Origin of the sequence: Streptomyces sp. NPDC025273, assembly GCF_040638585.1 — a bacterium.
Lineage (GTDB): Bacteria > Actinomycetota > Actinomycetes > Streptomycetales > Streptomycetaceae > Streptomyces > Streptomyces cinereorectus.
Genome location: NZ_JBEZYP010000012.1, coordinates 84,599 through 109,722, shown reverse-complemented (window position 1 = coordinate 109,722; position 25,124 = coordinate 84,599). Strand labels below are relative to the sequence as shown.

23 protein-coding genes are annotated in these 25,124 nt (G+C 69.6%); 17 read left to right on the top strand and 6 right to left on the bottom strand.

The genetic code is table 11. The features are described from left to right. Window positions 1–42: 42 nt before the first annotated feature. Window positions 43–2,115, bottom strand: coding sequence for an MDR family MFS transporter (locus AB0F38_RS20720; RefSeq protein ID WP_361895192.1), 2,073 nt, complete (start codon window positions 2,113–2,115; stop codon window positions 43–45). Window positions 2,116–2,170: 55 nt separating this feature from the next. Beyond that, window positions 2,171–3,007 (bottom strand): hypothetical protein, encoded by an 837-nt coding sequence (locus AB0F38_RS20715; protein WP_361895189.1) that lies wholly within the window; start codon window positions 3,005–3,007, stop codon window positions 2,171–2,173. Window positions 3,008–3,114: 107 nt separating this feature from the next. On the opposite strand from AB0F38_RS20715, the gene AB0F38_RS20710 reads away from it, so the two are divergent. Then, window positions 3,115–4,341 carry a cytochrome P450 gene (locus tag AB0F38_RS20710; RefSeq protein WP_361895186.1) on the top strand — a complete coding sequence of 409 codons (1,227 nt, stop codon included), beginning with the start codon at window positions 3,115–3,117 and terminating at the stop codon, window positions 4,339–4,341. Window positions 4,342–4,426: 85 nt separating this feature from the next. Here the strand turns inward: AB0F38_RS20710 and AB0F38_RS20705 are convergent, their stop codons facing one another. The 4 genes from AB0F38_RS20705 to AB0F38_RS20690 form a co-directional block, all read right to left on the bottom strand. Beyond that, entirely contained in the window at window positions 4,427–5,641 is a 1,215-nt protein-coding gene (locus tag AB0F38_RS20705; RefSeq protein ID WP_361895183.1) for an acyl-CoA dehydrogenase family protein, read from the bottom strand. Window positions 5,642–5,645: 4 nt separating this feature from the next. Next, entirely contained in the window at window positions 5,646–6,119 is a 474-nt protein-coding gene (locus tag AB0F38_RS20700; protein ID WP_361895180.1) for an SCP2 sterol-binding domain-containing protein, read from the bottom strand. A gap of 68 nt (window positions 6,120–6,187) precedes the next feature. Beyond that, window positions 6,188–6,451 carry a hypothetical protein gene (locus AB0F38_RS20695; RefSeq protein ID WP_361895177.1) on the bottom strand — a complete coding sequence of 88 codons (264 nt, stop codon included), beginning with the start codon at window positions 6,449–6,451 and terminating at the stop codon, window positions 6,188–6,190. Between the two features lie 198 nt (window positions 6,452–6,649). Next, window positions 6,650–7,864: a helix-turn-helix domain-containing protein gene (locus AB0F38_RS20690; protein WP_361895174.1), complete on the bottom strand. Its 1,215-nt coding sequence runs from the start codon at window positions 7,862–7,864 to the stop codon at window positions 6,650–6,652. A 683-nt stretch (window positions 7,865–8,547) separates the two neighbouring features. Between AB0F38_RS20690 and AB0F38_RS20685 the strand changes: the two genes are divergently transcribed. The 16 genes from AB0F38_RS20685 to AB0F38_RS20610 all read left to right on the top strand — a co-directional run bounded on the left by AB0F38_RS20685 (window position 8,548) and on the right by AB0F38_RS20610 (window position 25,114). Beyond that, a complete protein-coding gene (locus AB0F38_RS20685) occupies window positions 8,548–9,480 on the top strand; it encodes a hypothetical protein (RefSeq protein WP_361895171.1) in 933 nt (310 codons plus the stop codon). Between the two features lie 451 nt (window positions 9,481–9,931). Beyond that, window positions 9,932–10,591 carry a hypothetical protein gene (locus tag AB0F38_RS20680; protein WP_361895169.1) on the top strand — a complete coding sequence of 220 codons (660 nt, stop codon included), beginning with the start codon at window positions 9,932–9,934 and terminating at the stop codon, window positions 10,589–10,591. Between the two features lie 309 nt (window positions 10,592–10,900). Then, a complete protein-coding gene (locus AB0F38_RS20675; protein WP_361895166.1) occupies window positions 10,901–12,385 on the top strand; it encodes a DUF6801 domain-containing protein in 1,485 nt (494 codons plus the stop codon). A gap of 688 nt (window positions 12,386–13,073) precedes the next feature. Next, window positions 13,074–14,063 carry an ATP-binding cassette domain-containing protein gene (locus AB0F38_RS20670; protein ID WP_361895163.1) on the top strand — a complete coding sequence of 330 codons (990 nt, stop codon included), beginning with the start codon at window positions 13,074–13,076 and terminating at the stop codon, window positions 14,061–14,063. After that, complete coding sequence (locus AB0F38_RS20665) at window positions 14,060–14,908, top strand: ABC transporter permease (RefSeq protein WP_361895160.1); 849 nt, start codon at window positions 14,060–14,062, stop codon at window positions 14,906–14,908. Before AB0F38_RS20670 ends, AB0F38_RS20665 begins: the two co-directional genes overlap by 4 nt. 3 nt (window positions 14,909–14,911) lie before the next feature. Then, complete coding sequence (locus tag AB0F38_RS20660) at window positions 14,912–15,715, top strand: ABC transporter permease (protein ID WP_361895156.1); 804 nt, start codon at window positions 14,912–14,914, stop codon at window positions 15,713–15,715. Then, complete coding sequence (locus AB0F38_RS20655) at window positions 15,715–17,013, top strand: MCE family protein (protein WP_361895153.1); 1,299 nt, start codon at window positions 15,715–15,717, stop codon at window positions 17,011–17,013. Before AB0F38_RS20660 ends, AB0F38_RS20655 begins: the two co-directional genes overlap by 1 nt. Further along, complete coding sequence (locus tag AB0F38_RS20650; protein ID WP_361895150.1) at window positions 17,010–18,041, top strand: MCE family protein; 1,032 nt, start codon at window positions 17,010–17,012, stop codon at window positions 18,039–18,041. The genes AB0F38_RS20655 and AB0F38_RS20650 overlap by 4 nt, the downstream gene beginning before the upstream one ends. Next, complete coding sequence (locus tag AB0F38_RS20645) at window positions 18,038–19,054, top strand: MCE family protein (protein ID WP_361895147.1); 1,017 nt, start codon at window positions 18,038–18,040, stop codon at window positions 19,052–19,054. The genes AB0F38_RS20650 and AB0F38_RS20645 overlap by 4 nt, the downstream gene beginning before the upstream one ends. 1 nt (window position 19,055) lies before the next feature. Then, window positions 19,056–20,174, top strand: a complete 1,119-nt coding sequence (locus AB0F38_RS20640; protein WP_361895145.1) for an MCE family protein — start codon at window positions 19,056–19,058, stop codon at window positions 20,172–20,174. Then, window positions 20,171–21,403: an MCE family protein gene (locus AB0F38_RS20635; protein WP_361895142.1), complete on the top strand. Its 1,233-nt coding sequence runs from the start codon at window positions 20,171–20,173 to the stop codon at window positions 21,401–21,403. Before AB0F38_RS20640 ends, AB0F38_RS20635 begins: the two co-directional genes overlap by 4 nt. Further along, entirely contained in the window at window positions 21,403–22,653 is a 1,251-nt protein-coding gene (locus tag AB0F38_RS20630) for an MlaD family protein (RefSeq protein WP_361895139.1), read from the top strand. Before AB0F38_RS20635 ends, AB0F38_RS20630 begins: the two co-directional genes overlap by 1 nt. Then, entirely contained in the window at window positions 22,650–23,171 is a 522-nt protein-coding gene (locus tag AB0F38_RS20625; protein WP_361895136.1) for a hypothetical protein, read from the top strand. The genes AB0F38_RS20630 and AB0F38_RS20625 overlap by 4 nt, the downstream gene beginning before the upstream one ends. After that, window positions 23,168–23,776: a hypothetical protein gene (locus AB0F38_RS20620; protein WP_361895133.1), complete on the top strand. Its 609-nt coding sequence runs from the start codon at window positions 23,168–23,170 to the stop codon at window positions 23,774–23,776. The genes AB0F38_RS20625 and AB0F38_RS20620 overlap by 4 nt, the downstream gene beginning before the upstream one ends. Window positions 23,777–23,822: 46 nt before the next feature. Next, window positions 23,823–24,320, top strand: a complete 498-nt coding sequence (locus tag AB0F38_RS20615; protein ID WP_361895130.1) for a nuclear transport factor 2 family protein — start codon at window positions 23,823–23,825, stop codon at window positions 24,318–24,320. A gap of 38 nt (window positions 24,321–24,358) precedes the next feature. Continuing rightward, the gene (locus AB0F38_RS20610) at window positions 24,359–25,114 is read left to right on the top strand and encodes a hypothetical protein (RefSeq protein ID WP_361895128.1); all 756 of its coding nucleotides are present in this window, start codon (window positions 24,359–24,361) and stop codon (window positions 25,112–25,114) included. The last annotated feature ends 10 nt before the right edge of the window (window positions 25,115–25,124 follow it).

Here is a 25,124-nt window from a genome sequence, read left to right as displayed (position 1 = left end):
CGGGCCCCGCCGTACGATCCCCGCCCCGCGAGGTCCCCGGCCTCAGACCGGGGCCCCGGTCCGATCCGCCGGTGCCAGTTCGTGCGCCAGATCCTCCGCGAGCAGCCGCTTGGCGATGACATCGACCGCGGCCCGCAGCTGCCGGTCGTCGGGCCGGGCGCCGTCCTCGGCCAGCCGTTCGTTGAGCCAGCGCCCCCAGGCGGCGGAGATCGTCGCCGCTTCCCGCCGCCCCGCCGCGGTGTGGGTGAAGAGGTGGCCGTCCCCGGTCAGGTAGCCCTCCTCGATCATCCGGTCGAAGACCGGCACCAGCACCTCGGGCGGGATCCGATGCCTGGCCGCGATCAGCTTGAGGCCGGCGTGGCCGACCATCCGGGTGAACAGGTCCACCTGCATCACCGCCCATGCCCCCGCCATGTCGAGGCGGGTGTCGGACGCCTCGACGATCCGCCGGGCCGTGTCGGGACCGGCTGCGTGCAGGATCCTTGCCACGGAGAACTCGAGCAGTTTCGCGGAGTCCCCGGTGCCCGGCTGGGCGAAGCCCTCGCCCATGTCCGTCGAGTCACCCCGTGCGGTGTCACGCAGCTTCACCTGTTTCAGGAACAGCGCCACGACGAATCCGGTCAAGGCGACCGGGACCGTCCACAGGAAGACCGTGTGCAGCGTGTCCGCGTACGCCTGCGCCAGCGGAGCGGTCTGCCCGGCCGGGAGCGCGTGCACGGCCTGGGGGCTCTCCGCGGCCCGGGCCAGGGTCGCGGGGTCGCCGCCCGCTCGCGCGGCCTGTTCGATGCCCTCCGTCAGGTTCGGCCGCAGCGCATTCGCGTAGATCGTGCCGAACACCGCAGTACCGAACGCGCTGCCCAGGGTGCGGAAGAACGTCACACCCGATGTCGCCGTGCCCAGATCCGTGTAGTCGACGGTGTTCTGCACGGCGATGATCAGCACCTGCATCGACAGGCCGATGCCCATTCCCAGGATCAGCATGTACAGCGACTCCAGCCACACCCCGCTGCCCGGGCCCATCCGGGAGAGCAGGAAGAGGCCGATCGCCATGACCAGCGAACCCACGAGGGGGAAGATCCGGTAGTGACCCGTCCTGCTGACCACGTTGCCGCTGAAGACCGAGGCGGCGAGCAGCCCGGCCACCATCGGCAGGGTCCGTACCCCCGACAGCGTGGCCGAGTCCCCGTCCACGTACTGCAGATACGTCGGAAGGAAGATCATCGCGCCGAGCATCGCGAAGCCCACGATGAAGCTGAGGACGGAGCAGACCGTGAACACCGGGTTCCGGAACAGCCGCATCGGCAGCATCGGTTCCCTCGCCCGCGCCTCGACCACGCAGAACAGCGCCAGGGCGACGAGTCCGCCGACGAACAGACCGATGATGACGGGGGAGCCCCAGGCGTACTCGTTGCCGCCCCAGCTCGTCGCCAGGATCAGGGCGCTGGCGCCGACCGCGACCAGGGCGATGCCCAGGTAGTCGATGACCGGCCGCCCGGCCGCCCTCACGGCGGGGATGTTGCGGGCGGCGGCGATGACCACCACGACCGCGATCGGCACATTGACGTAGAAGGCCCAGCGCCACGTCAGATGGTCGGTGAACAGTCCGCCCAGCAGCGGTCCGACGACCGTGGCGATGCCGAAGACCGCACCGATCGCCCCCTGGTACTTGCCGCGGTCGCGCAGCGGGATGACATCGGCGATCAGGGCCATCGACGTGACCATCAGACCGCCCGCGCCGATGCCCTGCAGGCCCCGCCAGATGATCAGCAGCAGCATGTTCGAGGCGAGGCCGCAGAGGAACGAGCCGGTGATGAAGACGACCGCCGAGATCTGGAAGATCAGCTTACGGCCGAACAGATCGCCGAACTTGCCGACCAGGACGGTCGCCACCGTCTCCGCCAGCAGATACGCGGTGACGACCCAGGACATGTGCTCGGCACCGCCGAGCTCCGAGACGATCGTGGGCAGTGCCGTTCCCACGATCGTCTGGTCCAGGGCGGCCAGCAGGATCCCCAGCACGATCGTCGCGAAGACGATGTTCCTGCGGCGGGGGTCGAGCACGGGTGGCGCGGCGGCACTCTGCGCGGCGGGGGTGGTCTCGCTGGCAGTGGTCACGCTTGCACCCTCACACCGGCCCCGGACCCACGCATGCGGGCGAAGGCCGGACGGGTCAGGCCGTCAGCCGCCGCAGGGAGACCTTCAGCCGGGCCACGAACGCCTCGCGGACCTCCTCCGGGACACGGTCGAGCGAGAGATAGGGATTGAGGTCCTCCAACTCGACGAGCAGCAGCTCGCCCTCCGCCGTCCGGCAGGCATCCACCCGCTGGATGCCGTGGGTCAGGGTGTTCCACTCCACGAAGCGGTGCGCGAAGTCCAGATCGGCGGGGCCGGGCGCGTACGGCTCCAGCACCCAGCGGCGTTCCGGATCGGGCGCGTACAGGGCGTACTGGAAGTCCTGGTCGATGAAGTAGAAGGACACCTCGTAGCGGAAGTCGATCCTCGGCTGCACGAGCAGCGTCCCGTCGCCGCCCTCCGGGAGCACCGCGTCCGGGGTGAACCGCAGCCCCACCGAATCCGCGCCGAGTTTCGGCTTGACCACGTACTCGGCCGCCCGGGGGAGCAGCCCGAGGTCCTCCGTCCGGTCCACCGTGGGGATCACCGGATGTCCCGCCCGGCTCAGATCGACCAGATACTGCTTGCCCGCCATGTCCCCCCGTCCGTCCAGCGAGTTGCAGACCGGGAGGCCCAGCTCCAGTGCGCGGGCCCGGAAGGCGTCGTACGCCTCCTGGTAGTGCAGCACCGGTCCGCTGTTGCGCATGACCACGGCGTCGAAACCGTCCAGCAGCGCCGCGGCGTCCCTGGGGTGACAGAGCGCGACGTCGAATTCCTCGCGCAGCCGGGAGGTCAGGAAGATGTCCTCGTCGCAGTAGCGGCGGCCGCGCGCCTCGTAGGCGAGGTCGGTGACGAAGAGGAGGGCGGGGCGTGGCCCGTCGGACGCGGCGTTCATGACGTTCTCCCTGGGGGTGCGGGACCGGGCAGCCGATCAATATCCTTGTGGGCGCTGCTCGTTCACGACCCCGGAGCATCCTGACATCTGCCCCACAGGAGTCATACGTGTCACAAGCACCGTCCCTGCCCGACATTCTCTCGCCCGCCTTCGCCGCCGATCCCTACGGGGCCTACCGGACGATGCGCGAGCACGTCCCTCTGATCAGGCACGAGGCCACCGACAGTTACCTCGTCTCGCGGTACGAGGACGTCGAGCGCGTCTTCAGGGACAAGGCCCAGGAGTTCACCACCGAGAACTACGACTGGCAGCTGGAACCCGTGCACGGCAGGACGATCCTGCAGCTCAGCGGCCGGGAGCACGCCGTACGCAGGGCTCTGGTCGCGCCCGCCTTCCGCGGCGCGGACCTCCGGGAGAAATTCCTGCCCGTCATCGAGCGCGACGCCCGCGAGCTGATCGACGCCTTCCGGCACACCGGTGAGGCCGATCTGGTCGACGCGTTCGCGACCCGGTTCCCCGTCCTGGTCATCGCCGACATGCTCGGTCTCGACCGGGAGGACCACCGGCGCTTCCACGGCTGGTACACCACCGTCATCGCCTTCCTCGGCAACCTCGCGGGCGACCCCGCCGTGACGGCGGCCGGTGAACGCACCCGTCAGGAATTCGCCGAGTACATGATCCCCGTCGTCCGGCGCCGCAGGGCGGACCCCGGCGACGATCTGCTCTCCGCCCTCTGCACCGCCGAGGTCGACGGCGTACGGATGAGTGACGAGGACATCAAGGCCTTCTGCAGCCTGCTTCTCGCGGCCGGCGGGGAGACCACCGACAAGGCCATCGCCTCCCTCTTCGCCAACCTGCTGACGCACCCCGAGCAGCTCGCCGCCGTACGGGAGGACCGGTCCCTGATCGACCGCGCCTTCGCCGAGACCCTGCGCTACACCCCGCCCGTCCACATGATCATGCGCCGGACGTCGAACGAGGTGGAGCTGACGGGCGGCACCGTTCCGGCCGGAGCCACCGTCACCTGTCTCATCGGCTCGGCCAACCGCGACGCGGCCCGCTACGACGAGCCGGACCGCTTCGACCTCTTCCGCACGGACCTGACCAGCACCAGCGCGTTCTCCGCGGCGGCCGACCACCTGGCGTTCGCGCTCGGCCGGCACTTCTGCGTGGGTGCGCTGCTGGCCAGGGCGGAGGTCGAGACCGGGGTGAACCAACTCCTGGACGCGATGCCGGACCTACGGCTGGCCGACGGCTTCACGCCCGTCGAGCAGGGTGTCTTCACCCGCGGCCCGGCCTCGCTCCCGGTCCGGTTCACCCCGGTCGCGGTCTGAGGCGCGGTGGGACGGTCGCTGCGCGCGGGGAAGCCGTGGTGTGCCGCCGTCGCGCGCAGGGGCGGGCCGTGCGCGCGAGGTGTGCTCAGCGGATGTGACGGCCCGAGATGGCCCGCGCGATGACGAGGCGCTGGATCTCGCTCGTCCCCTCGAAGATCGTGTAGATCTTGGCGTCGCGGTACATCCGCTCCACCGGGTGCTCCCGGCTGTACCCGGCGCCCCCGAGGATCTGGACCGCCTTCTCCGTCGCGGACACGGCGAGTTCACCCGCGCGCAGCTTGGACATGGAGCCCTGGCCCGCGTCGAAGGTCCGGTCGTTGCGGGCCATCCACGCGGCCTGCCAGATCAGCAGGCGTACGGACTCGATCTCGGTGCGGATGTCGGCGAGCGCGAAGGCGATCGACTGGTTCTCGATGACGGGCCGGCCGAACGCCTCCCGTTGTCCGGCGTACTCCAGCGCGTACTCGTACGCGGCCCGCGCGATGCCCAGGGCCTGCGCGCCGACGGTGGGGCGGCTGACCTCGAAGGTCGCCATCGCCGCCTGGCCCTTCGCGTTGCCGCCCTCGCGGGCACGGGCGAGCCGGGCGTCCAGCTTCTCCTTGCCGCCGAGCAGGCAGTGGCCCGGCACGCGTACGTCGTCGAGGAAGACGTCCGCCGTGTGCGAGGCGCGCAGGCCGAGCTTCTTGACGGTCCGGCCCGCTTCGAGGCCCCGGGTACCGGGCGGCACGATGAACGCGGCCTGACCGCGCGCGCCGAGCGAGGGATCGACCGAGGCGACGACCACATGGATCTCGGCGATCCCGCCGTTGGTGATCCACGCCTTCTGCCCGGACAGCACCCACTCGTCCTTGGCCTCGTCATAACGGGCCTTCGTCGTCATCGCGGAGACGTCCGATCCGGCCTGCGGCTCGGACACACAGAAGGCCGCCACCTTCGGGTCGTCCTCGTCGCCGAAGCACTGCGGCACCCACTCGGCGAGCTGGTCGGGCGTGCCGGAGGCGAAGATGCCGGCGACCGCGAGCGAGGTGCCGAAGAGCGCCATGCCGATCCCGGCGTCGCCCCAGAACAACTCCTCGTTGGCGATCTGGAGGGAGAGCCCGCTGGGGTCCCCGTACATGTCGGCGAGCGACTCGAATCCGTACAGGCCGATCCGGGCCGCCTCCTGGATGACGGGCCACGGGGTCTCTTCCCGCTCGTCCCATTCGGCGGCCGCGGGGCGCACCACCTGGGCGGCGAAGCCGTGCACCCAGTTACGCAGGTCCTGCTGCTCCTCGGTGAGGGCGAGGGAGAAGTAGCTCATGGGCTCAGGCCTTCGGGATGTCGAAGTAGCGGGTGAGCCCGGACGCGAGGCCGACGTCGCCGACGACCTTCAGCTTGCGCATCATGAACATCGTCACGGGGTTGCCGTTGCCGGAGACCAGCTTGAGGAAGTCCGCGTCGCCCATCACCAGCGTCGTACGGGGCTCCGCGTCGGAGCGGCCCGCGCTCACGGTGCACGTGCCGGCGGCTATCGAGGTCTCGTACACCTCGTCGCTCCCGCCGGTGATCTTCCAGCGGATCAGGGCCTCGAGCGGGCCGGCCGCTTCGGGGCGGAACTGCTGCCGCATGCGCCCGAAGACCTCGCCGAGGACACGGGTGCGCAGCTCCCCCTGCATGAATTCGGTGAGTTGCCTGGCGGACAGGCCCTTGACGATCCGTGCGAACTCCTCGGGGGAGACGGCCGCGAAGTCGAGCCCGGCCAGATCGTCGGTGAGGTCGCCGCTGCTGTTGTCGGCCACGGAAATCCTTACTTCAGAGTAAACTTACTTTTGAGTAAGGTAAGGGTGCCGTCGCGTCTTCGCAAGCGTCACCAGGCTCCGCCCGGGCGCACGGTGAGCAGTGGGTGGCGGGCGGACAGCAACTTGTTGGCCCGTGCCAGGTCGGACAGCGCCTGCTCGCGGTCGGCCTGGTCCTCGACCCCGAGCCTCGGTCCGCGGAACCTGCGGACCTCGCGGGCGGCGCAGTGGGCGTCGAACTCCGCGGCCAGGATGTGCGGCGGGACGCAGGACCCGATCAGCGCGGCGACCCGGTCCGGGATCGGCACGGGGACGAGGAGGTGCGAGGCGGTCATGGGGGTTCCCTCTCGGATGGTTGGCCAGGAGGCGGTGCTGCGTGACGGCCGGTGGGCCACCTGTTCCTCCATGTGTACGGGACGCAGTTCCGGGTTTCTCGTTGAGTACGTCTCCGTGTCGCAACCGTTTGGGACTGACCGTCTATTTCGCATTACTCAGTGGTAAGTTGACTCTTTACAGGAATTTGTGATGCCGCGTCAGCCGGTGTGGTCCTCGCTGCGGGCCCGTAACCGCAGGGCGCGCAGCACGGCTTCGGTGGAGAACCGGCTCTCGGGGTCGACCAGTTGTTCGCCGAAGATGGACTCCAGGCTGCGCATCCGGTAGCGGACGGTCTGGGGGTGGACGTCCAGCAGCTCGCCCATCTGGGCAGCGGTGCCCCGGGTGTCGAGCCAGATCCGGAGCGTCTCTATCAGCCGCTCGCGCCGGTTGGAGCTGATGCCGGAGACCGGGGCCAGTTCGCGCTCGGCGAGCTGGTCGAGGAGGGCGGTGTCCGAGAGGAGCCACAGGGTGATGAGGTGGTCCTCGCACCGGACGACCGGCGCGTCGTCGATGACACCGGAGTCGACGAGCTCGACGACCCGTCGGGCCCATCGGATCGAGTCGGAGGCGTCCACGGTCGGTACGGTCAGCCCGATCGCGGCGCGGGTGCCCGTCAGGGCCCGGTCGAGCATCTCCCGCCGGGCCTCGTCCAGCGGGCCCGGGACGAGCAGGTGCGGCTGCGGGTCACCGAGATCGACCAGTACGTCGCGGGGCAGGTCGGCGGGGTCCACCCCGACCGGGGTGCGTACGGCGACGAGCGTGACCTGTTCGGGCAGCACCCAGCCGGTCTGCTCGCACAGTTCCGCGATGGCGGTGCGGGGTGTCGGCCGGCCGGCCAGGATCAGATGCAGGAGCCGGCGGCGCATGGCCTCGCCCCGCTGGTCGGACTGGGCCTGTACCTCCAGGTACCCCTCGCGCGACAGCGACTCCAGCTCGTCGACGTACGCGAAGAGCGCGTCGGCGAAGCTGAGCATCAGCGTCGGCGAGAAGTTGTAGCTCCGGCCGACCTTCTTCGCCCTCCGCAGCGCGATCCGCGCGCCCAGCCGGTACGCCCCCTGGAGGGCGTCCATGCCGCGGCCCTCGTAGGCCTCGAACCGTCCGAACCTCCGGCACATGTCGTCGCGGAGCCCGGTGGAGGTGGACGGATCGGCGACCAGGTCGACGAACGAGGAGAGGCTCTGTTCCACACCCACCCGGATGGACTGTCCATTGGGTCCGTTCAGCAGGCGGGCGTATTCCGGATAGGCGCGGGTGACTTCCATGCCGATCTCTTTGATGAGACTCGGCAGTTCGGGCCGCATGATGGCGGCGAATTCCTGGGGGAGGGGCCCCAGGGGGTCGCCGGTATCCAGCGGCTGTATGAGTCTCGGCATGACCGTCCCCTTTGCTCTCGGGTGCCCTGTGCGGGTGAGGCAGTTGGGGGAAGCGCTCCCACGGACCGACAGGTGTATACCAACTTCGGCGACGAAGATAGACCAAGTCCAGCGGTGTGCCCATCACTTGCGCACGAGGGAAGTGCAAGGGGTACACGTCCGGGCCGTGTTGCGGCGCTCCTGTGCAGGTGGGGCGGGACTGCTCACTTCCGGACAATATTTTCGGCCGTCCACACGCCCGCCCGACCGGTGAGTAACCCTGGGTAACTACGGCTGCCGATGCGGGGTTGCCTGACCGGGACGCCGGCCATGCCCGGTGGAATCCGTCATCGTGATCATGGGGTGACCCCGTTGCGGCCCCCGTCTTTCCCGTACATGCGCACCGGTTGATAAACGGCACCCGCCCCGCTGCTCATTTGCCGATCAAATTCTACGGATCGAAAAGATCTTAGAGCGGCAGGATTGTGTCTCCGAGTTTCCGACGAGTAACATCACGGCTCGGCCAATTCGAGCACGGAATCTGCCCGAATTGGTCGCTCAGAGCTTTCGCGTTCCGTACCACCCATGACGCACTGCCGCATCGGCCGTCTGCGCATGCCCTCCCTCGCGCCGACACGTATCGATGGGCCAATCCACTTCGCGTACCGGGCCGCCATTTCCGGCGGCAGTCAAGAGGGGACGACATGAGATCCGTTTCGACCAGAACCCGTGTGGGGGCGTTGGCCGCCTTCACCGCGTCCGCAGTGGTGTTCTCGATGGGCTCGGCCACTGCGGCGAGTCAACTGAACGGCCACTGGGCGCCGTTCGACCGCTGTCCGGTCGACGCCCCCGCCATGCTGGCGGCGGACGGCATCAACACCATCGCGACGTGCATCTCCTCCACCTCCTCCAGCGGCTCCATCAAGCTGGGCAACACGGAGGTGACCACCGGTCATACCGATCTCCAGCTCGGCGTGATCCAGCGCAGCGACGGCACGACGAGCCTGGTCGCCCCCGCGGGAGGCGCGCTGATCGCCGATTCCGCGCAGATCCCCGGTGGTCTGCTCGGTCTGATGTGCCCGAGCGGTGTCCCCGTCGTCTCCACGATCTGCCGGGGTCTCGCGGACAACGACCTCAACCGGGTGACGGCCACCATCGAACCGGCCGGGGCTCCCCGGGAGTTCAACATGTCCGCGGCCTTCTCCACCGATCAGCCGATTCTGACGATTCCCGTACGCATTCATCTGCGGAACTCGCTGCTCGGCGACAAGTGCTACATCGGCTCCGCATCCGATCCGGTCCTGCTGAAGCCGAAGAACGTGACGATACCCTCGCTCTCCCTCCAGCAGTTCGAAGGAAACGGCACGCCCAGCGACTCCGGCGAGATGGGGCGCTACACCTTCTCCGGCGCGGACCAGAACGACGCCGCCTTCGCCGTGCCGGGTGCCACCGGCTGCGGAGCCGGCCTCCTGGACTGGGCGGTCAACCTGAAGACCGGCCTGCCGTCCGCCGCCGGGAACAACAACGTGACGCTGAACGACACCTCGACCTATTTCGCGAGCCCGTACGACCCGGCTTCCCTGGCGCCGGACGAGGGCAAGAAGCTGTCGCAGTTCTGGCACTCCGCCGCACAGTAGGCCCGTCGTCCCCTTCCGATGCCGCCGACGGGCATCGGTCTCATTCCCCGGCCGTGGCTCGCGCACCGTCGTGCCACGCCGGCTGATCACCCGCCACACGGTCGACGGCCATGGAATTCGGCTGCCCTTCTGCTGCCGAATTCCGGCCGATGGAAAATCGGCGAGAACGTGTGGAAATTTCTCTTCCCGCCGGCACTCGGCTCGGCTACCGTACTGCTCAGTAGGGTGCGGAACGCAGGATCGGTGCAAAGGCTCTTCCTGTCGTTGAGCGGACCTGTGCAGGATCCCCCGGAATGAGCCGCCTCTTTCGGGTATTCGGCAGTACAGCCCCCCATGGCAATCCGCTTCGGAGTAACAGCGGAAATGCCTCCCAGTCCAGTTCGAACCGTGACGCCGGTCTCCCGGTGCTCACGTTCACCATCCCCAACGGGACAAAAAAGGGAGAAATTCCATGTTCAAGCGAACCAGCCTTCTGACCGCGATCGGTGCTGCCACGGCGGCCGTCGCCCTGGCCGCTCCGTCGGCCGTCGCGGCGCCGACCAGTTGGTCCGTCACGCCGACCGGGGCCTTCACCGGGAGCGCGGGCGTGACCGTCCTGACCGACAACAACGGCAACAAGATCCAGTGTGCCTCCTCCAAGGCGGCGGGAACGGCGCCGACGTCCCCGGTCAGCGGCAGCCCCGCCCAGCTCGCGTCCATCACGTCGATCTCGTTCAACTCGCCGTGCACCGGGCCGTTCAGCTCGACCTGGACCGTGACCACCACACCTCCGTGGGGAATCTGGGGTCTGGACTACACGCCTGGTGCCGGCACCAACTCCACCGGCCAGACGACCGGTGAGGTCAGGACGATCACGGCGACGGTGTCCGGGAGCAGCATCCTCGGCCCCTGCACCTTCAAGGCCACCGGCAAGGTCGCGGCCAAGTACAACAACCCGACCAGCGGCGGATCCAACGGCACGCTCAACACCGCGGGCGGCGGACTCACGCTGACCCTCAGCAACAAGGTCGGCGGCGGCTGCGGCATCGTCGGCACGACGGCCAGCTTCGCGGGGCTCTACACCATCGTGAACACGGCCACGGGCAAGTCCCCGGTCATCGTCGGAAGCTGAGCGATTCCGCCGAAGGCCGTCCGCAGGTGAAAGAGGTGCCCAGCCACGCACCCGGTGGCTGGGCACCGGCACGGCGCCGGAATCACGCACCATCCGACAACTCGCCGGCCCCGCGTTGTCACCACCTGCCAAAGGCCGCCCGCCGGTGAGCGGACCGACGACCCGGCCCTTCCCATGTGCCACCGGCGTGCGTAGCGTACCGGCCGGTAAGGGCCGTCCCGGGTCTGTCCGCAGGGCCGATACCGACAGTGGACCCGGTCGCCCGCCGCCTCACCACCCGGTCCACGCACGCCGGAAGGACGCATCCGCATGACCGTCGACGTACGGGCCGCAGCGAGACGACCGCTTCACCTGGCTGTGGGCGGGGCGCTCGTCGTCGCCACCGCACTCATTCCGAGTGCCGAATCGGCGGCCGCCCAGCAGGATTCCGCGATCGAACTCACCTATGCCTGCCCCTTCCCCTCCGGTACCGAGGAGGTGGACGTGCTGGTCTCGGCCGTGCTCCCCTCATCCGTGCGGGCGGGCGAGCCGGTGCAGCCCGACCAGGTGTCGGTCGAGGTGAGCCTGCCCCGGTCGGCGCTCGCGCAGTTCACCGACACGGAGGCGTCCACCCTCTCCGCCGTCGCGGAGCTGACGGTCCGCGCCACCCAGGGCGACGAGTCCGCCGACGTCCCGTGGCAGGGCCTGACCGCACCCCCGGCCGTCGTCCCCACGGAGGGAGGGCTGGTCCTCACCGCCACCGGGGATGTGCCCACGGTCTCCTTCGGCGGTCCCGGACAGGCCGTACTCGCACCGGCCGGTCTCGATCTCGCCCTGTCCGCCCTCACGGCGGAGGGCGGACCGACGGCGCCGCCCGGCCTCGACGTCAGCTGCGAGCCGGCGCGGGGCCAGGAGTCCACGCTCGCCGAGATCACGGTCCGCGGGGACACCGGCACGGAAGAGCCCGGGCCCGAGCCCAGCGTCCCCGAACCGTCCCCGGAGCCGACCAGTCCGGGCGGCGGCCTCTCGCCCTCGGTGCAGCAGCGCATCGAGGCACTCACCGACCGGAAGGCCGAGGCCCTCGACGGGGAGGACCCCGACAGCTGCCCGATCGAGATCCCGCCGGAGTGGGTGATGACCACCGCGGAGACGTACGCGGCGGGATACGCCAACGCCGCCAAGCTGGACGGCGCGGCGGCCCTGGGGCCGGCGTTCATGAAGGTGGTCCTGAACAAGCGCTACATCAACGACTCCTGCGCCGCGACGGTTGACGTGACGTCCGAGGTGGAGTTCGAGTACGAGGGCCGCCGGCAACTCCCGCCGTCCAGGGCGACCTTCCTCACCTACGGATTCGTGCCGACGACCGCGACCATGGTGCTGGAACAGGTAGGTCCGCCGGCCGCCGTGCAGACCCACACGGTCACGAACACGCCGTCCTACCCCGAGGAGACGACGGTCACGGCCCAGCTCTCCATGCGGCTGTCCGACGTCGAGGTGAACGGTGTCCCGCTGGACGTGGGTCCGAACTGTCGCACGGTGCGCCCGTTCGAGCAGGTCCTGAGGGGATACGGCCAGAGCTATCCGCAGTCCGGGTATCTCGTGGCCTACGGAGGGAGCCTGACCGGATACGCGCACATCCCGCCCTTCGAGGGGTGCGGTGCCGACGAGGACCTCGACGCCGTCTTCACGTCGGCGATCTCCAGCGCGGGCAAGAAGGCCGACAACTACACCAAGATGACGCAGGCGCCCCTGTGCGTGGCGACGAACCCCGAAGGGCCGGACTGCCCGCCCAGGATTCCGGTGCCCGAACGGTAGGGGCGCCCCGGAACTCTCCCGTTCCCGAGCAGTGAGCGCGTGCCGGACAGTCACGCGCCGCCCGCCTGAGCTCTCCCGGTCCTGTGGGACCGGGAGAGCTCAGGCGTTTTGGCCGTCGGGGCCGGCCGAAGGGAGCCGAACCCTCAATTAATTACAGGTTTCGCACGCCGATCACTCACCCGTGGACAAGTAATCGCTCCCTTGAAATGGCCGCGAAGGAAAAAGCGCGTCCAGTATTGCAAAGTCAGGTTACTCACCCGTAGCGTCCAGTTGAGCAGCCCGGAAACGCGTCCGCGGTTGCTTGTCCGATGTGCGTGGAGTCCTGGTCGCATCCGTCTTGACCTGGACTCCACGGGAGTTGCCTCCGGCCCGAACCCTCCATCCGGGCGGTGCTCTCCCGTGGTGGGGGTTCTGCGGCTCCGGCCCCCCTGGGCCGCAGGACCCCTCCTCGCCCACGGATACCTTGCGCAGATCTCGACAAAGCCGACCCGTGGATTTGTCACTCGGTGACAAGTGATCCACGCCGAGTACTTCGTTCGCCGATTTCCGCTGTTCAACGGCTTGTCCTGGCGGTTTCGACGGACATAACGTGCGCCTCCTGGTGCATGCGTGACGAGTCGCCATTGGATTTCTCAGAGCCGGAGCGCTGACAGATGACGTCGTTCACCACCACTTCGAAGGAGGGCTGATGGGAATCGAAGTAGTCGTCGAAGGCCTGACGAAGTCCTTCGGCAAGCAGAACATCTGGCAGGACGTCAGCCTCACGCTGCCGGCCGGTGAGGTGAGTGTGATGCTCGGCCCTTCCGGCACCGGCAAGACCGTCTTCCTCAAATCCATCATCGGACTGCTGAAGCCGGAACAGGGCCGCGTTCTCATCAACGGTGTCGACATGGTCAACAGCCCCGAGCGGGAGATCATGGAGACCCGGAAGCTGTTCGGTCTCATGTTCCAGGACGGTGCCCTCTTCGGCTCCATGTCGCTCTTCGACAACATCGCTTTTCCCCTGCGTGAACACACCCGCAAGAAGGAATCGGAAATCCGCCGCATCGTCATGGAGCGCATCGACATCGTCGGTCTCCTCGGTGCCGAGGGAAAGCTGCCCGGTGAGATATCCGGCGGCATGCGCAAACGCGCCGGCCTGGCCCGCGCCCTCGTGCTGGACCCGCAGATCATCCTCTGCGACGAGCCGGACTCCGGACTCGACCCGGTGCGCACCGCGTACCTCTCGCAGCTCCTCATCGACCTCAACGCGCAGATCGACGCGACGATGCTGATCGTCACCCACAACCTCGACATCGCGGCCACCGTCCCCGACAACATGGGCATGCTGTTCTGCCGCAACCTCGTCACCTTCGGGCCGCGCGAGGTACTGCTCACCAGCGACACCCCGGTCGTCTCCCAGTTCCTGTCAGGGCGCCGCGAAGGCCCCATCGGAATGTCCGAGGAGAAGGACGCCGCCACCCTCGCCGCCGAGCAGATGAACGGGAACGGCTTCGAACGCGTCGCCGGGCCGCGCACGGTCGTCCCCCAACTGGAACCCTCGCCGGGCATGCCGGTGCGGCAGGGCGCGCTGCGCCGCCGGGAGCGGGTCATGTCGATGATGGGCCAGCTGCCGGAAGCGGCCCGAACGGCCATCATGAACAGCTACACGCCGACCCTGGGCGGTGGGCGCCGGTGACGGCCCCGCCCCGCCTCCCGCCCGGTCAGCCCGCGGACCGCGTCCCCGTGGACCCGGCGCCCCGGCAGAAGCCCCCGTCGCGGCTGCTCACCCCGCTGCGCGAGACCGGGAAGCTGTTCGCGCTCGCCGCGGCGGTGAGCCGGGCGATCTTCCGCCGGCCCTTCCAGGTAAGGGAGTTCATCGAGCAGTTCTGGTTCGTCGCCAGCGTCACCATCCTGCCGGCGGCCCTCGTCTCCATCCCGTTCGGCGCGGTCATCGCCCTCCAGGTCGGCTCTCTCACCGAGCAGCTCGGCGCCCAGTCCTTCACCGGCGGCGCCAGCGTCCTCGCCGTCATCCAGCAGGCCAGCCCGCTCATCGTGGCGCTGCTGATCTCCGGGGCCGCGGGCTCGGCCATCTGCGCCGACCTCGGCTCGCGGAAGATCCGCGAGGAGCTCGACGCGATGGAGGTCATGGGCGTCTCGCCCGTCCAGCGCCTCGTCGTCCCGCGGGTCCTCGCCACCATGCTCGTCGCCGTCCTGCTCAACGGCCTGGTCTCGGTCGTCGGCACGCTCGGCGGCTACTTCTTCAACGTGATCATGCAGGGCGGCACGCCGGGCGCCTACCTCGCCAGCTTCTCCGCCCTGGCCCAGCTGCCCGACCTGTACATCGGCGAGCTGAAGGCGCTGATCTTCGGCTTCATCGCCGGCATCGTCGCGGCCTACCGCGGGCTGAACCCGCGCGGCGGTCCCAAGGGCGTCGGCGACGCGGTCAACCAGTCCGTCGTCATCACCTTCCTGCTCCTGTTCCTCGTGAACATGGTCCTCACGGCGATCTACCTCCAGGTCGTCCCCGCGAAGGGGAGCTGACCGATGTCGATGCTCAGCCGGCTCGACCGATCGGGCGACCAGCTCATCTTCTACGTACGCGCACTGATCTGGATCCCGCGGACGCTGCGCCGCTATCTCAGGGAGGTGCAGCGGCTCCTCGCCGAAGTCGCCTTCGGCAGCGGCGGCCTCGGAGTCATCGGCGGCACCGTCGGTGTGATGATCGCGATGACCCTCGCCACCGGCACGGTCGTCGGCCTCCAGGGGCACGCGGCACTCGACCAGATCGGCACCTCCGCCTTCACCGGCTTCATCTCCGCCTACTTCAACACCCGTGAGATCGCTCCGCTCGTGGCCGGCCTCGCCCTCTCCGCGACCGTCGGCGCGGGCTTCACCGCCCAGCTCGGTGCGATGCGGATCAACGAGGAGGTCGACGCCCTGGAGGCGATGGGCGTCCGGTCCATGCCGTACCTCGTGACCACGCGGATCATCGCCGGGGTCGTCGCGATCATCCCGCTGTACGCCATCGGGCTGCTCTCCTCGTACCTGGCGTCCCGCTACGTCACCGTCCTGTTCAACGGACAGTCCGCGGGCACGTACGACCACTACTTCAATCTCTTCCTCTCCCCGGACGACGTGCTCCTGTCGGTGCTCAAAGTGCTGATCTTCAGCGTGCTGGTGATCCTCGCCCACTGCTACTACGGCTTCCACGCCACCGGCGGCCCCGCCGGGGTGGGCGTGGCCGTGGGCCGGTCGGTGCGCAACGCCATCGTGCTCATCAGCGTCACCGACTTCTTCCTCTCGCTCGCCATCTGGGGCGCGACGACAACGGTGAAGGTGGCCGGCTGATGCATTCCTCCAGGGCGCAGACGATGCGCCGCAGACTCGCCGGCGTGGCCTTCGTGCTCGTGCCCGCCCTGCTCGTGTGGGTGTCGGTGTCGGTGTACGAGAAGGACTTCTCCGACGACGTCACCGTGACCGTACGCACCGGGAGCGTCGGCAACGAGATGCACGACAACGCCGACGTGAAGCTGCGCGGGGTCGTGATCGGCCAGGTGCGCGACATCGCGGCCGACGGCGAAGGGGCACGGCTGACCCTCGCCATCCGGCCCGACCGGCTCGGGCGGATCCCGGCCGACGTCACCGCCCAGATGCTGCCCACCACCCTCTTCGGGGAGAGGTTCGTCGCGCTCGTCCCGCCCCCCGTTCCCTCGGCGCGGACCCTGCGGGCGGGCGACGTGATCCCGCAGGACCGCTCCAGCAACGCCATCGAGCTCGAGGAAGTCCTGAGCAACGTCCTGCCGATGCTCACCGCCGTACAGCCGCAGAAGCTCGCCGCCACCCTCAACGCCGTCTCGCAGGCGCTCGCGGGACGCGGCGACAAGCTCGGCGACACGCTGGTCACCCTCGACGCCCATCTGAAGGAGTTCAACCCCCAGCTCCCCACGCTCAACGCGGACATCAAGGAACTCGTCAAGGTGAGCACGCTCTACGCGGACGCGGCACCCGACGTCCTCGACGCACTGACCGACTTCACCACCACCAGCGGCACCCTCGCCGAACAGCAGGCGGAACTCGCCGGCCTGTACGGCTCCACCACCGCCTCCGCCCAGGACGTCACGTCCTTCCTCCGGAAGAACAAGGACAACCTCATCCGGCTCTCCGCCGCCGGCCGGCCGACCCTGGAACTCCTCGCGGAGTACTCGGACGCCTTCCCCTGCACCCTGCGCACCATGGCGGGCTTCGTCCCCGCCATGGACAAGGCGCTCGGCAAGGGCACCGACGAGCCCGGACTGCACGTCACCGTCAAGACCGTGGAGTCGAAGGGCGCGTACGTGGCCGGCCGGGACACCCCGGTCTACGACGCCACCGGCGGACCGCACTGCTACTCGGTGCCGTACGTCGGCGAGGCCGCGCCCACCGCCGGCACCCGGACCGCTCCCGCCACGGAGGCCGCCGCCGGCGAGGAGACACGGGAACCCGCCGCCACCGACAGCGCCCTGGGCCTGCCCAACTCCCCCCAGGAGAGCCGGCTCGTCAACGAACTCGTCGCCCCCTCACTCGAAGTCCAGCCGCAGACCCTGCCCGACTGGAGCAGCGTGCTCATCGGTCCGGCGTTCCGCGGTGCGGAGGTGAAGCTCAAGTGAAGCGCCGCTCCCTCGCGGGACCCCTCGCGAAATCGATCGTCTTCATCGTGGTGACGGTCCTGGCCACCACCGTCCTGGCCCTGTCCATCGCCAACACGGGTGTCGGCGACACCACGACGTACAAGGCACGGTTCACCGACGCCACCGGACTCGTCGTCGGGGACAGCGTCAGGATCGCCGGCGTCAAGGTCGGACAGGTCGAGTCCGTCGAGGTCGCCGACAAGCGGCTGGCCGAGGTCGGCTTCGCCGTACGAAAGGGCCGCAAGCTGCCCGCCTCGGTAACCGCGTCGATCAAATACCTCAACATGGTCGGCCAGCGCTACATCGACCTCGACCAGGGCGCGGGACCCGTCGGCAGGAGCTTCGCCGCGGGCGCCACCATCCCGCTCTCCCGCACCACGCCGGCGCTCGACCTGACGCAGCTCTTCAACGGCTTCCAGCCGTTGTTCGAAGGGCTGTCCCCGCCGGACGTCAACCAGCTCGCCGGCTCCATCGTGCAGGTCCTGCAGGGCGAGGGCGGCACCGTCGACAGCATCCTCTCCCACGTCGGATCGCTGACCGGCACCGTCGCGGCCAAGGACGAGGTGATCGGCGAGGTGATCAAGAACCTCAACACGGTCCTGAAGACCGTCAACGACCGGGAGGCGGGCTTCGACGACCTCGTCGTCACCCTCCGGAAGCTCGTCACGGGCTTCTCCGGCGACCGTGAGCCGCTCGGCGAAGCGGTGACGGCGATGGGCGCGCTCACCACCGTCACCGCCGACCTCCTCCAGGACGGGCGCAAGCCCCTCAAGGACGACATCGCCCAGCTCGGACGCCTCACCGGCCGGCTCGACGAGAACGCGCCGAAGATCGAGAGCTTCCTCCGGAACACCCCGGCCAAGATGGCCGCGATCACCCGCCTCACCTCGTACGGCTCGTGGCTCAACCTCTACCTCTGCGAAGCGAAGGTCAGCGGCGTGACGAACCAGGACGGCAGCGCCCCGCCCACCGGCATCGTGATCACCCAGCCGAGGTGCCTGTCATGAGAATCAAGCCCGTACGGGAACGCAACCCCGTCGCCGTCAGCATCGTCGGACTCCTCGTCCTGTCCCTCCTCGGCCTCGCCGCCTACCGCGCCGACGCGCTGCCCTTCATCGGCGGCGGCACCACCTACACCGCCGACTTCACCGAATCCGCCGGACTCACCGACGGCGACGAGGTGCGCATCGCCGGTGTGAAGGTCGGCGAGGTCACCGGCGTCTCGCTCGACGGCGCCAAGGTGAAGGTCGACTTCAAGGTGAAGGACGCCTGGATCGGCGACTCCTCCACCGTCGGCATCGCCGTCAAGACCCTCCTCGGCGACAAGTACCTCGCCGTCGACCCGCTGGGCAACGCCCCGCAGGACCCCGGCTCTCGCATCACCACGCGCCGTACCACCTCTCCGTACGACGTCACCCAGGCGTTCAACGGCCTCGGCGAGACCATCGGGGAGATCGACACCACCCAGCTCGCCCGGAGCTTCGAGACGATCTCCGAGACCTTCAAGGACTCCCCGCCCGACGTACGCAGCGCCGCGAACGGGCTCTCCGCACTGTCGAAGACCGTCTCCGAGCGCGACGCGCAGCTCGCCACCCTCCTCAAGGGCAGCAAGCAGCTCACCAAGACCCTCGCCGACAAGAAGAGCAGCTTCGAAACCCTGCTGGAGGACGGCAATCTGCTCCTCGGCGAGATCCAGGCCCGCCGCGACTCGATCCATCTGCTGCTGACCGGGACCCGGAACCTGGGCACCCAGCTCACCGGACTCGTCACGGACAACGACAAGCAGCTGAAGCCCACGCTCGACTCGCTCGGCCGGGTCACCGCCGTCCTGGTGAAGAACCGCAAGAGCCTCGACAAGGTGCTGTCGCTGGCCGGCTCCTACAACCGGCTCGTCGGCAACACCCTGGGCAACGGCCGCTGGTTCGACAACTACGTCTGCGGAGTCGTGCCGAAGAGCTACCTGCCCGCCGGCACGCTCCCCGCGGACGACTGCATGCCGCCGAAGCAAGGGGGCCGCTGACATGAGACGCACCCGCATCATCGGCATCGGCGCCGGACTCGCCGTCGTGGCCGTGGCCGCCACCTCCGGTGTGATGGCCAGGGACGAGGAAGGAACGACGACGATCACCGCCTACTTCGACCAGGCCACCGGTGTGTACGCCGGATCGGACCTGCGCATCCTCGGCGTCAAGGTCGGCACCGTCCAGTCCGTGGAACCGCGCGGCGAGGAGGTCGGGGTCACCCTGCGCCTCGACAAGGGCGTCAAGGTCCCCGCACAGGCGCACGCCGTCGTCGTCGCCCCCAGCCTGGTCGCCGACCGGTACGTCCAGCTCGCCCCCGCCTACACCGGCGGAGCACTGATCCAGGACGACGCGGTCCTGCCCGCCGCCCGGAACGCCACCCCCGTCGAGGTCGACCAGCTGTACGCCTCGATCACCGAGCTCTCCACGGCACTCGGCCCGGACGGGGCCAACGCGGACGGGGCGCTCGCGAAACTCCTCGACACCGGGGCGAAGAACCTCGACGGCAACGGAAAGGCCATCGGGGACTCCATCGAGCAGTTCGGCAAGGCGACGAAGACCCTCGACAAGAGCAGTGGGAACCTCTTCGACACCCTGTCCTACCTGCAGACCTTCACCACGATGCTGAAGGAGAACGACGGCGACGTGCGCGCCGCCGAACAGCAGCTCAACTCCGTCACCGGCTTCCTCGCCGACGACAAGGAGAACCTCAGCGCCGCGCTCAGGGAACTGGGCACGGCACTCGCCAAGGTCAAGGGCTTCATCCAGAGGAACCGCGGCGCCCTCAAGGAGAACGTGGACCTGCTGGTGCCGCTCACCCGGACACTCGTCGACCAGCGGGCCTCGCTCGCCGAATCCCTCGACACCCTGCCGCTGGCCGCGGGCAACGTCCTCAACGCCTACGACCCGGTGAACCGCACGCTCAACGGACGTACGAACCTCAACGAGCTGTCCATGGGGGGACCGCTCACCGAGGCCGAGGCCCCCGGCCTGAACGGGCTGGCACCCGTCGACGCCACACGGCGGAAGTCGCTGCCCGCACTGCCGCTTCCCGCCGTCGGCACCGTCTACGGCACCCCGGAGAAGACCGCAGCGAAGGAGAGAGGGGCGAACCGATGAGCCGCGCCCTGCGCAGACCAGGACCCCGCGCGACCACGGGCCTCGCCGCCCTGCTCGCCGTCGGCGTCGGCTGCGCACTCGTCGTCAGCAGTGTCGACCTGCCGACGTTCACCGGCATCGACCAGGTGCCGCTGCCCGGCGGGGCGGACCTCGGCGACCACCCGTACGAGATCACCGCCGAATTCGGGGACGTCCTCAGCCTCGCCCCGCAGTCCTCCGTGAAGGTCAACGACGTCGCCGTCGGACGGGTCACCAAGATCTCCCTCACCCCGGGCAGCTGGACCGCCAAGGTCACCATGCGCGTCAACGGGAAGATCAAGATGCCCGCCAACGCCTACGCGCACCTCGAACAGTCCAGCCTCCTCGGCGAGAAGTACGTCCAGCTCTCCCCGCCCGCGGCCGGCACCGCCCGGGGCGCCCTCGCGGACGGCGACCGGATCCCGCTCGCCCGCACCAACCGCAACCCCGAGGTCGAAGAGGTCTTCGGCGCCCTGTCGATGCTCCTCAACGGCGGCGGCGTCGCCCAGCTGAAGACCATCACCACCGAGCTCAACAAGGCACTCGCGGGACAGGAACCCCAGATCCGCTCGATGCTCAGCCGGGTCGACACGCTCGTCACCAACCTGGACGACCACAAGGAGGACATCACCCAGGCACTCGACGGCGTCAACCGCCTCGCCGCCACCCTCGCCACCCGGAAACAGGACGTCGGCACGGTCCTCACCGGGCTCAGTCCCGGACTCAAGGTCCTGGAGAAGCAACGCGGTTCGCTCCTGACCATGCTGCGCTCGCTCGACACGCTCTCCACCGTCGCCGTCGACACGATCAACAGGAGCAAGGCGGACATGATCGCCGACCTCAAGGCCCTCGCCCCCACCCTGCGGGCGCTCGCCGACTCCGGCGACGACCTCCCGGACTCCCTCCAGGTGCTGCTCACCTACCCGTTCACGGACGAGGTCCTGCGCGGCGTGAAGGGCGACTACCTCAACGTCTACCTGGACGTGACGGCCATGCCCGGCACCCAGATCATCCCCGCCCTCGACCCCGACGCCCCTGCGGCCACGCCCGGCGGCAGGACCTCGGCACTCCCGCTGCCCCTGCCCCCGGTCACCACATCCGGTACGAAGCCGAGCGCGACACCCGACGGGGACGGCGCGACGCAGGGCACGGCACCGGCCACCCCCGGCGGGACACCCGGCACAGCTCCGGAACCGGAGGGCACCAGCTGATGATCACACCAGGCATCCGGCTCAAGAACGTGGCCTTCCTCGTCATCGCCGTGCTCGTACTCGGCTATCTCGGTGTGCGGTACGCCGACCTCGGCCACTACGTCGGTCTGCGCGGCTACTACTCCGTCAGGGTCCAACTGCCGCAGACCGGCGGCCTGTACACCCACTCCGACGTCACCTACCGGGGCGTGTCCGTCGGCACGGTCGGACCGATCGAGCTCACCGACGACGGAGTCGAGGCCGAGCTGCGCATCGAGAACGACGCACCGCGCATCCCGGACAGCCTGCGGGCCGTCGTCGCCAACCTCTCCGCGGTCGGCGAGCAGTACATCGACCTGCGGCCCACCCGCGCGGACGGCCCCTTCCTGGAGAACGGCTCGGTCATCGACCAGGCCGACACCACCATCCCCGCACCCGTCACCGACGTCCTCACCGGCGTCAACGACCTGACCGCCTCCGTCGACGCGGAAGCCCTGCGCACCGTCGTCGACGAATTCGGCGCCGCGTTCGCCGGGCGCGGCGACGACCTCCAGGTCCTGCTGGACACCAGCAGCGAATTCGTCGAGGCAGCCGACGAGTCCCTGCCCACCACCACCAAGCTGATGGCCGACGGCGAGACCGTGCTGCGCACCCAGGCCGAACAGGGCGAGGCACTCAAGGGCTTCGCCTCCGGGGCCAGGGAACTCGCGGCCGAACTCAAGGGATCCGACACCGACCTGCGCCGACTGATCGCCGCAGCCCCCGGCGCCACGGAACAGATCAGCGGCCTGCTCCGCGACCTCGACCCCGGCTTCGGAGTCGTCGTCGCCAACCTCCTCACCACGTCCGAGGTCGCCGTCACCCGGCAGCGCGGACTGGAGGAACTCCTGGTGAAGGTGCCCGCGGTCGCCGCGGCGGGCGCCAGTGCCATCGACGAGGACGGGGCCCGGTTCGGGATGTCGGTCACCTTCTTCGAGCCGCTGCCCTGCACCGCCGGATACGGCTCCACCACCTACCGCCCCGGCACCGACCTCTCGCCCGCCCCCGCCGTCAACAGCAAGGCCCGCTGCACCTCGTCGCCCGGCACCGGGATCAACGTCCGGGGCAGCGCGAACGCCCCGAAGGGCGGCCCGGTGCCCGAGCCGGCCAAGCCGGGCTCGCTGCTCCTGGGCACCGGCGGAGCCGCGCTCCCGGGAGCGCTCGGCACCCCCGGCACCGTCCGGCCGGCCGACGGCATGGCCGGTCTGCTGGGCCTGGGAGGCGGCGCATGACGGTCCGTACGAAGAGCCCGATCGGCTGGGCCGCCCTGCTCGCCGCCGTACTGATCTGCGCCCTCGGTGCCTGGTCGTACACGGAGGCACGGGGCGACCGGACCCTGGCCTACGCCAAGAGCCGTGACGCCGCACTCGCCGACGGGAAGCGGCACCTCGCCCGCCTCACCACCATGAACGGCAAGAGCGCCGCGAGCGTGGAGTCGGGACTGGAGGCATGGCTGGCCGCCTCGACCGGGCCCCTGCGGGAGCGGCTGCGGAGCAGCCGGAAGAAGGACGCGGGCGAGCTCGTCCGGGCGGGGGCCACGGCCCACGGCAAGGTCACCGACGCGGCGCTCACCGCGCTCGACGAGCGGGCCGGGACGGCGGCGCTGATCGCGACCGTCGACGTCGTGGTCACCCCGCGCACCGGTCGGGCCGGCACGGAGCGCAAGCGCTTCGAGGCGACCCTCGCGCGGACCGGGGAGGGCTGGAAGGTCAAGGCACTCGACGCGGTACCGGTCGGGAGCGGCACATGAACGAGACCGGAGGAACCACCATCGTGAACACCGCTGTCACGACCACCGGCGCCGCCCCGGAGACGGAGCCGGTGGACGAGGCGGCCGGGGAGCGTGCGCCCGGCCGCGGACGGTGGCGCCGCACCGTCGCCACCGTCCTGACCGTGGCCCTGCTGGTGACCGGCGGCGTCCTCCTCGTCGAGGGCCGGCAGCTCCGTGACACCCCCGCCACGTCCAACCGCGCGCTGACCGACAGCGAGGCGACCACCCGGGTCGCGGGCGATGTCAGCAACGCGCTGGGCAAGGTCTTCTCGTACAGCCCCCAGGCCACCGCCGTCACCAAGGAGTCGGCGGAGCAACTCCTGGCGGGCAGGGCGCTCCAGCAGTACGCGGCCCTGTTCGGGCAGGTCGAGAAGCAGGCCGCGGACCAGAAGCTGACGCTCACCACCCACGTCGTACGCGCCGGAGTCACCCGGCTCGGCGGCGGCAACGCCCACCTGCTCGTCTTCCTCGACCAGGTGTACGAGCGAGAGGGGAAGGCCGCCACCAGGGCGGCCGCCCAGCTGTCCGTCACCGCCCGGCTGCGGGACGGACGCTGGCAGATCGTCGACATCACCTCCAGGTAGGGGAGAGGCACCGATGGCACGGGTACGGACGACGAGGAATCCGCTGGTGACGGCAGCGATCGTGCTGACCGTCGCGGCGGCCGGCGCGGCGGGCTGGGGCGGCTGGTCCCGCTACGACGCCGCGCACGACGACTCGGCGGCCTACGCACAGGCCCGCGACGACGCGCTGGCCGCGGGGAAGCAGGCCGTGCAGAACATGAACACGCTCGACCACGAGGAGCTCGACGAGGGACTCGACAGCTGGGAGGACTCGACCACCGGCGATCTGCACAAGCAACTCGTCGACGGACGGGACTCGTTCGTCGAGCAGATCGAGGCGGCCAGGACGGTCAGCACGGCCGAGGTCCTGTCGGGAGCGGTGACCGAGCTGGACGACCGGGCCGGCCGGGCCGGAGTGATGGTGGCGCTGCGGGTCACCGTGACCGCGCCGGAGGGGAAGCCCGCGGTGAAGGAGAGCCGGATGCTCGGGCAGCTCACCCGCACCTCCGAGGGGTGGAAGCTCAGCGCCCTCGGCCAGGCACCCGTCGGCAACGCCGCCGGCTGAACCCGCCGCCCGCACCCCCTTCCGAGAGGACCTCCGCCATGTCGACCACCCGACACCTCGTGAACCGCCGCCGCAGGCTGGCCACCGTCGCCGCGACGGCCGCCCCGGACCGCCCCCGCACCGAGGAGGAGCCCGCCCCCCACGAACCGGCCCCGCACGGGACAACGCCCCACACAGCGGCCGGAGAAGACGCGGCCGAGGACGACGGGACCGCGGACGAGGAGACCGCCCGGGCGGACGCCGACGAGCCGCCCGGACCACCACGCAGGCGCCTGCCCCGCCCCCGCGTCCGGCTGCCCGTCGTCCTCGGCGCCGCGACAGTGCTTCTCGGCGCCTTCGCCGGCTGGGCGTTCACCTCGGCCGGCACCCTGCGCGACGATCCGGTCCGGCAGAACACCGCGCTCACCGACATCAGCCGGACCAGCGAGGTGAAGGGCCAGATCACCGAGGCCGTCGGCGCCGTGTTCTCGTACACCTACGCCTCACCCGAGAAGTCCGGCCGGGCGGCCGAGCGCCATCTGGTCGGCGCGGCCGTGCAGCAGCACAAGGACATGCTCGCCGAGGTCCGCGCGCAGGCACCGAAGCAGAAGCTCGTGCTCACCACGACCGTCACCGAGAGCGGCGTCGAACTGCTCGACGGCGACCGCGCCCGGCTGCTGATCTTCGCCGACCAGAGCAACACCCGCACGGGCAAGGGAGAAGAGACCACCTACGCGGCGGCCATGTTCGCTGTGGACGCCGTCCGCCGCGGGGACACCTGGCGGATCGCCGCCATCGACACGTTCACTCGATGATCCGGGGAGT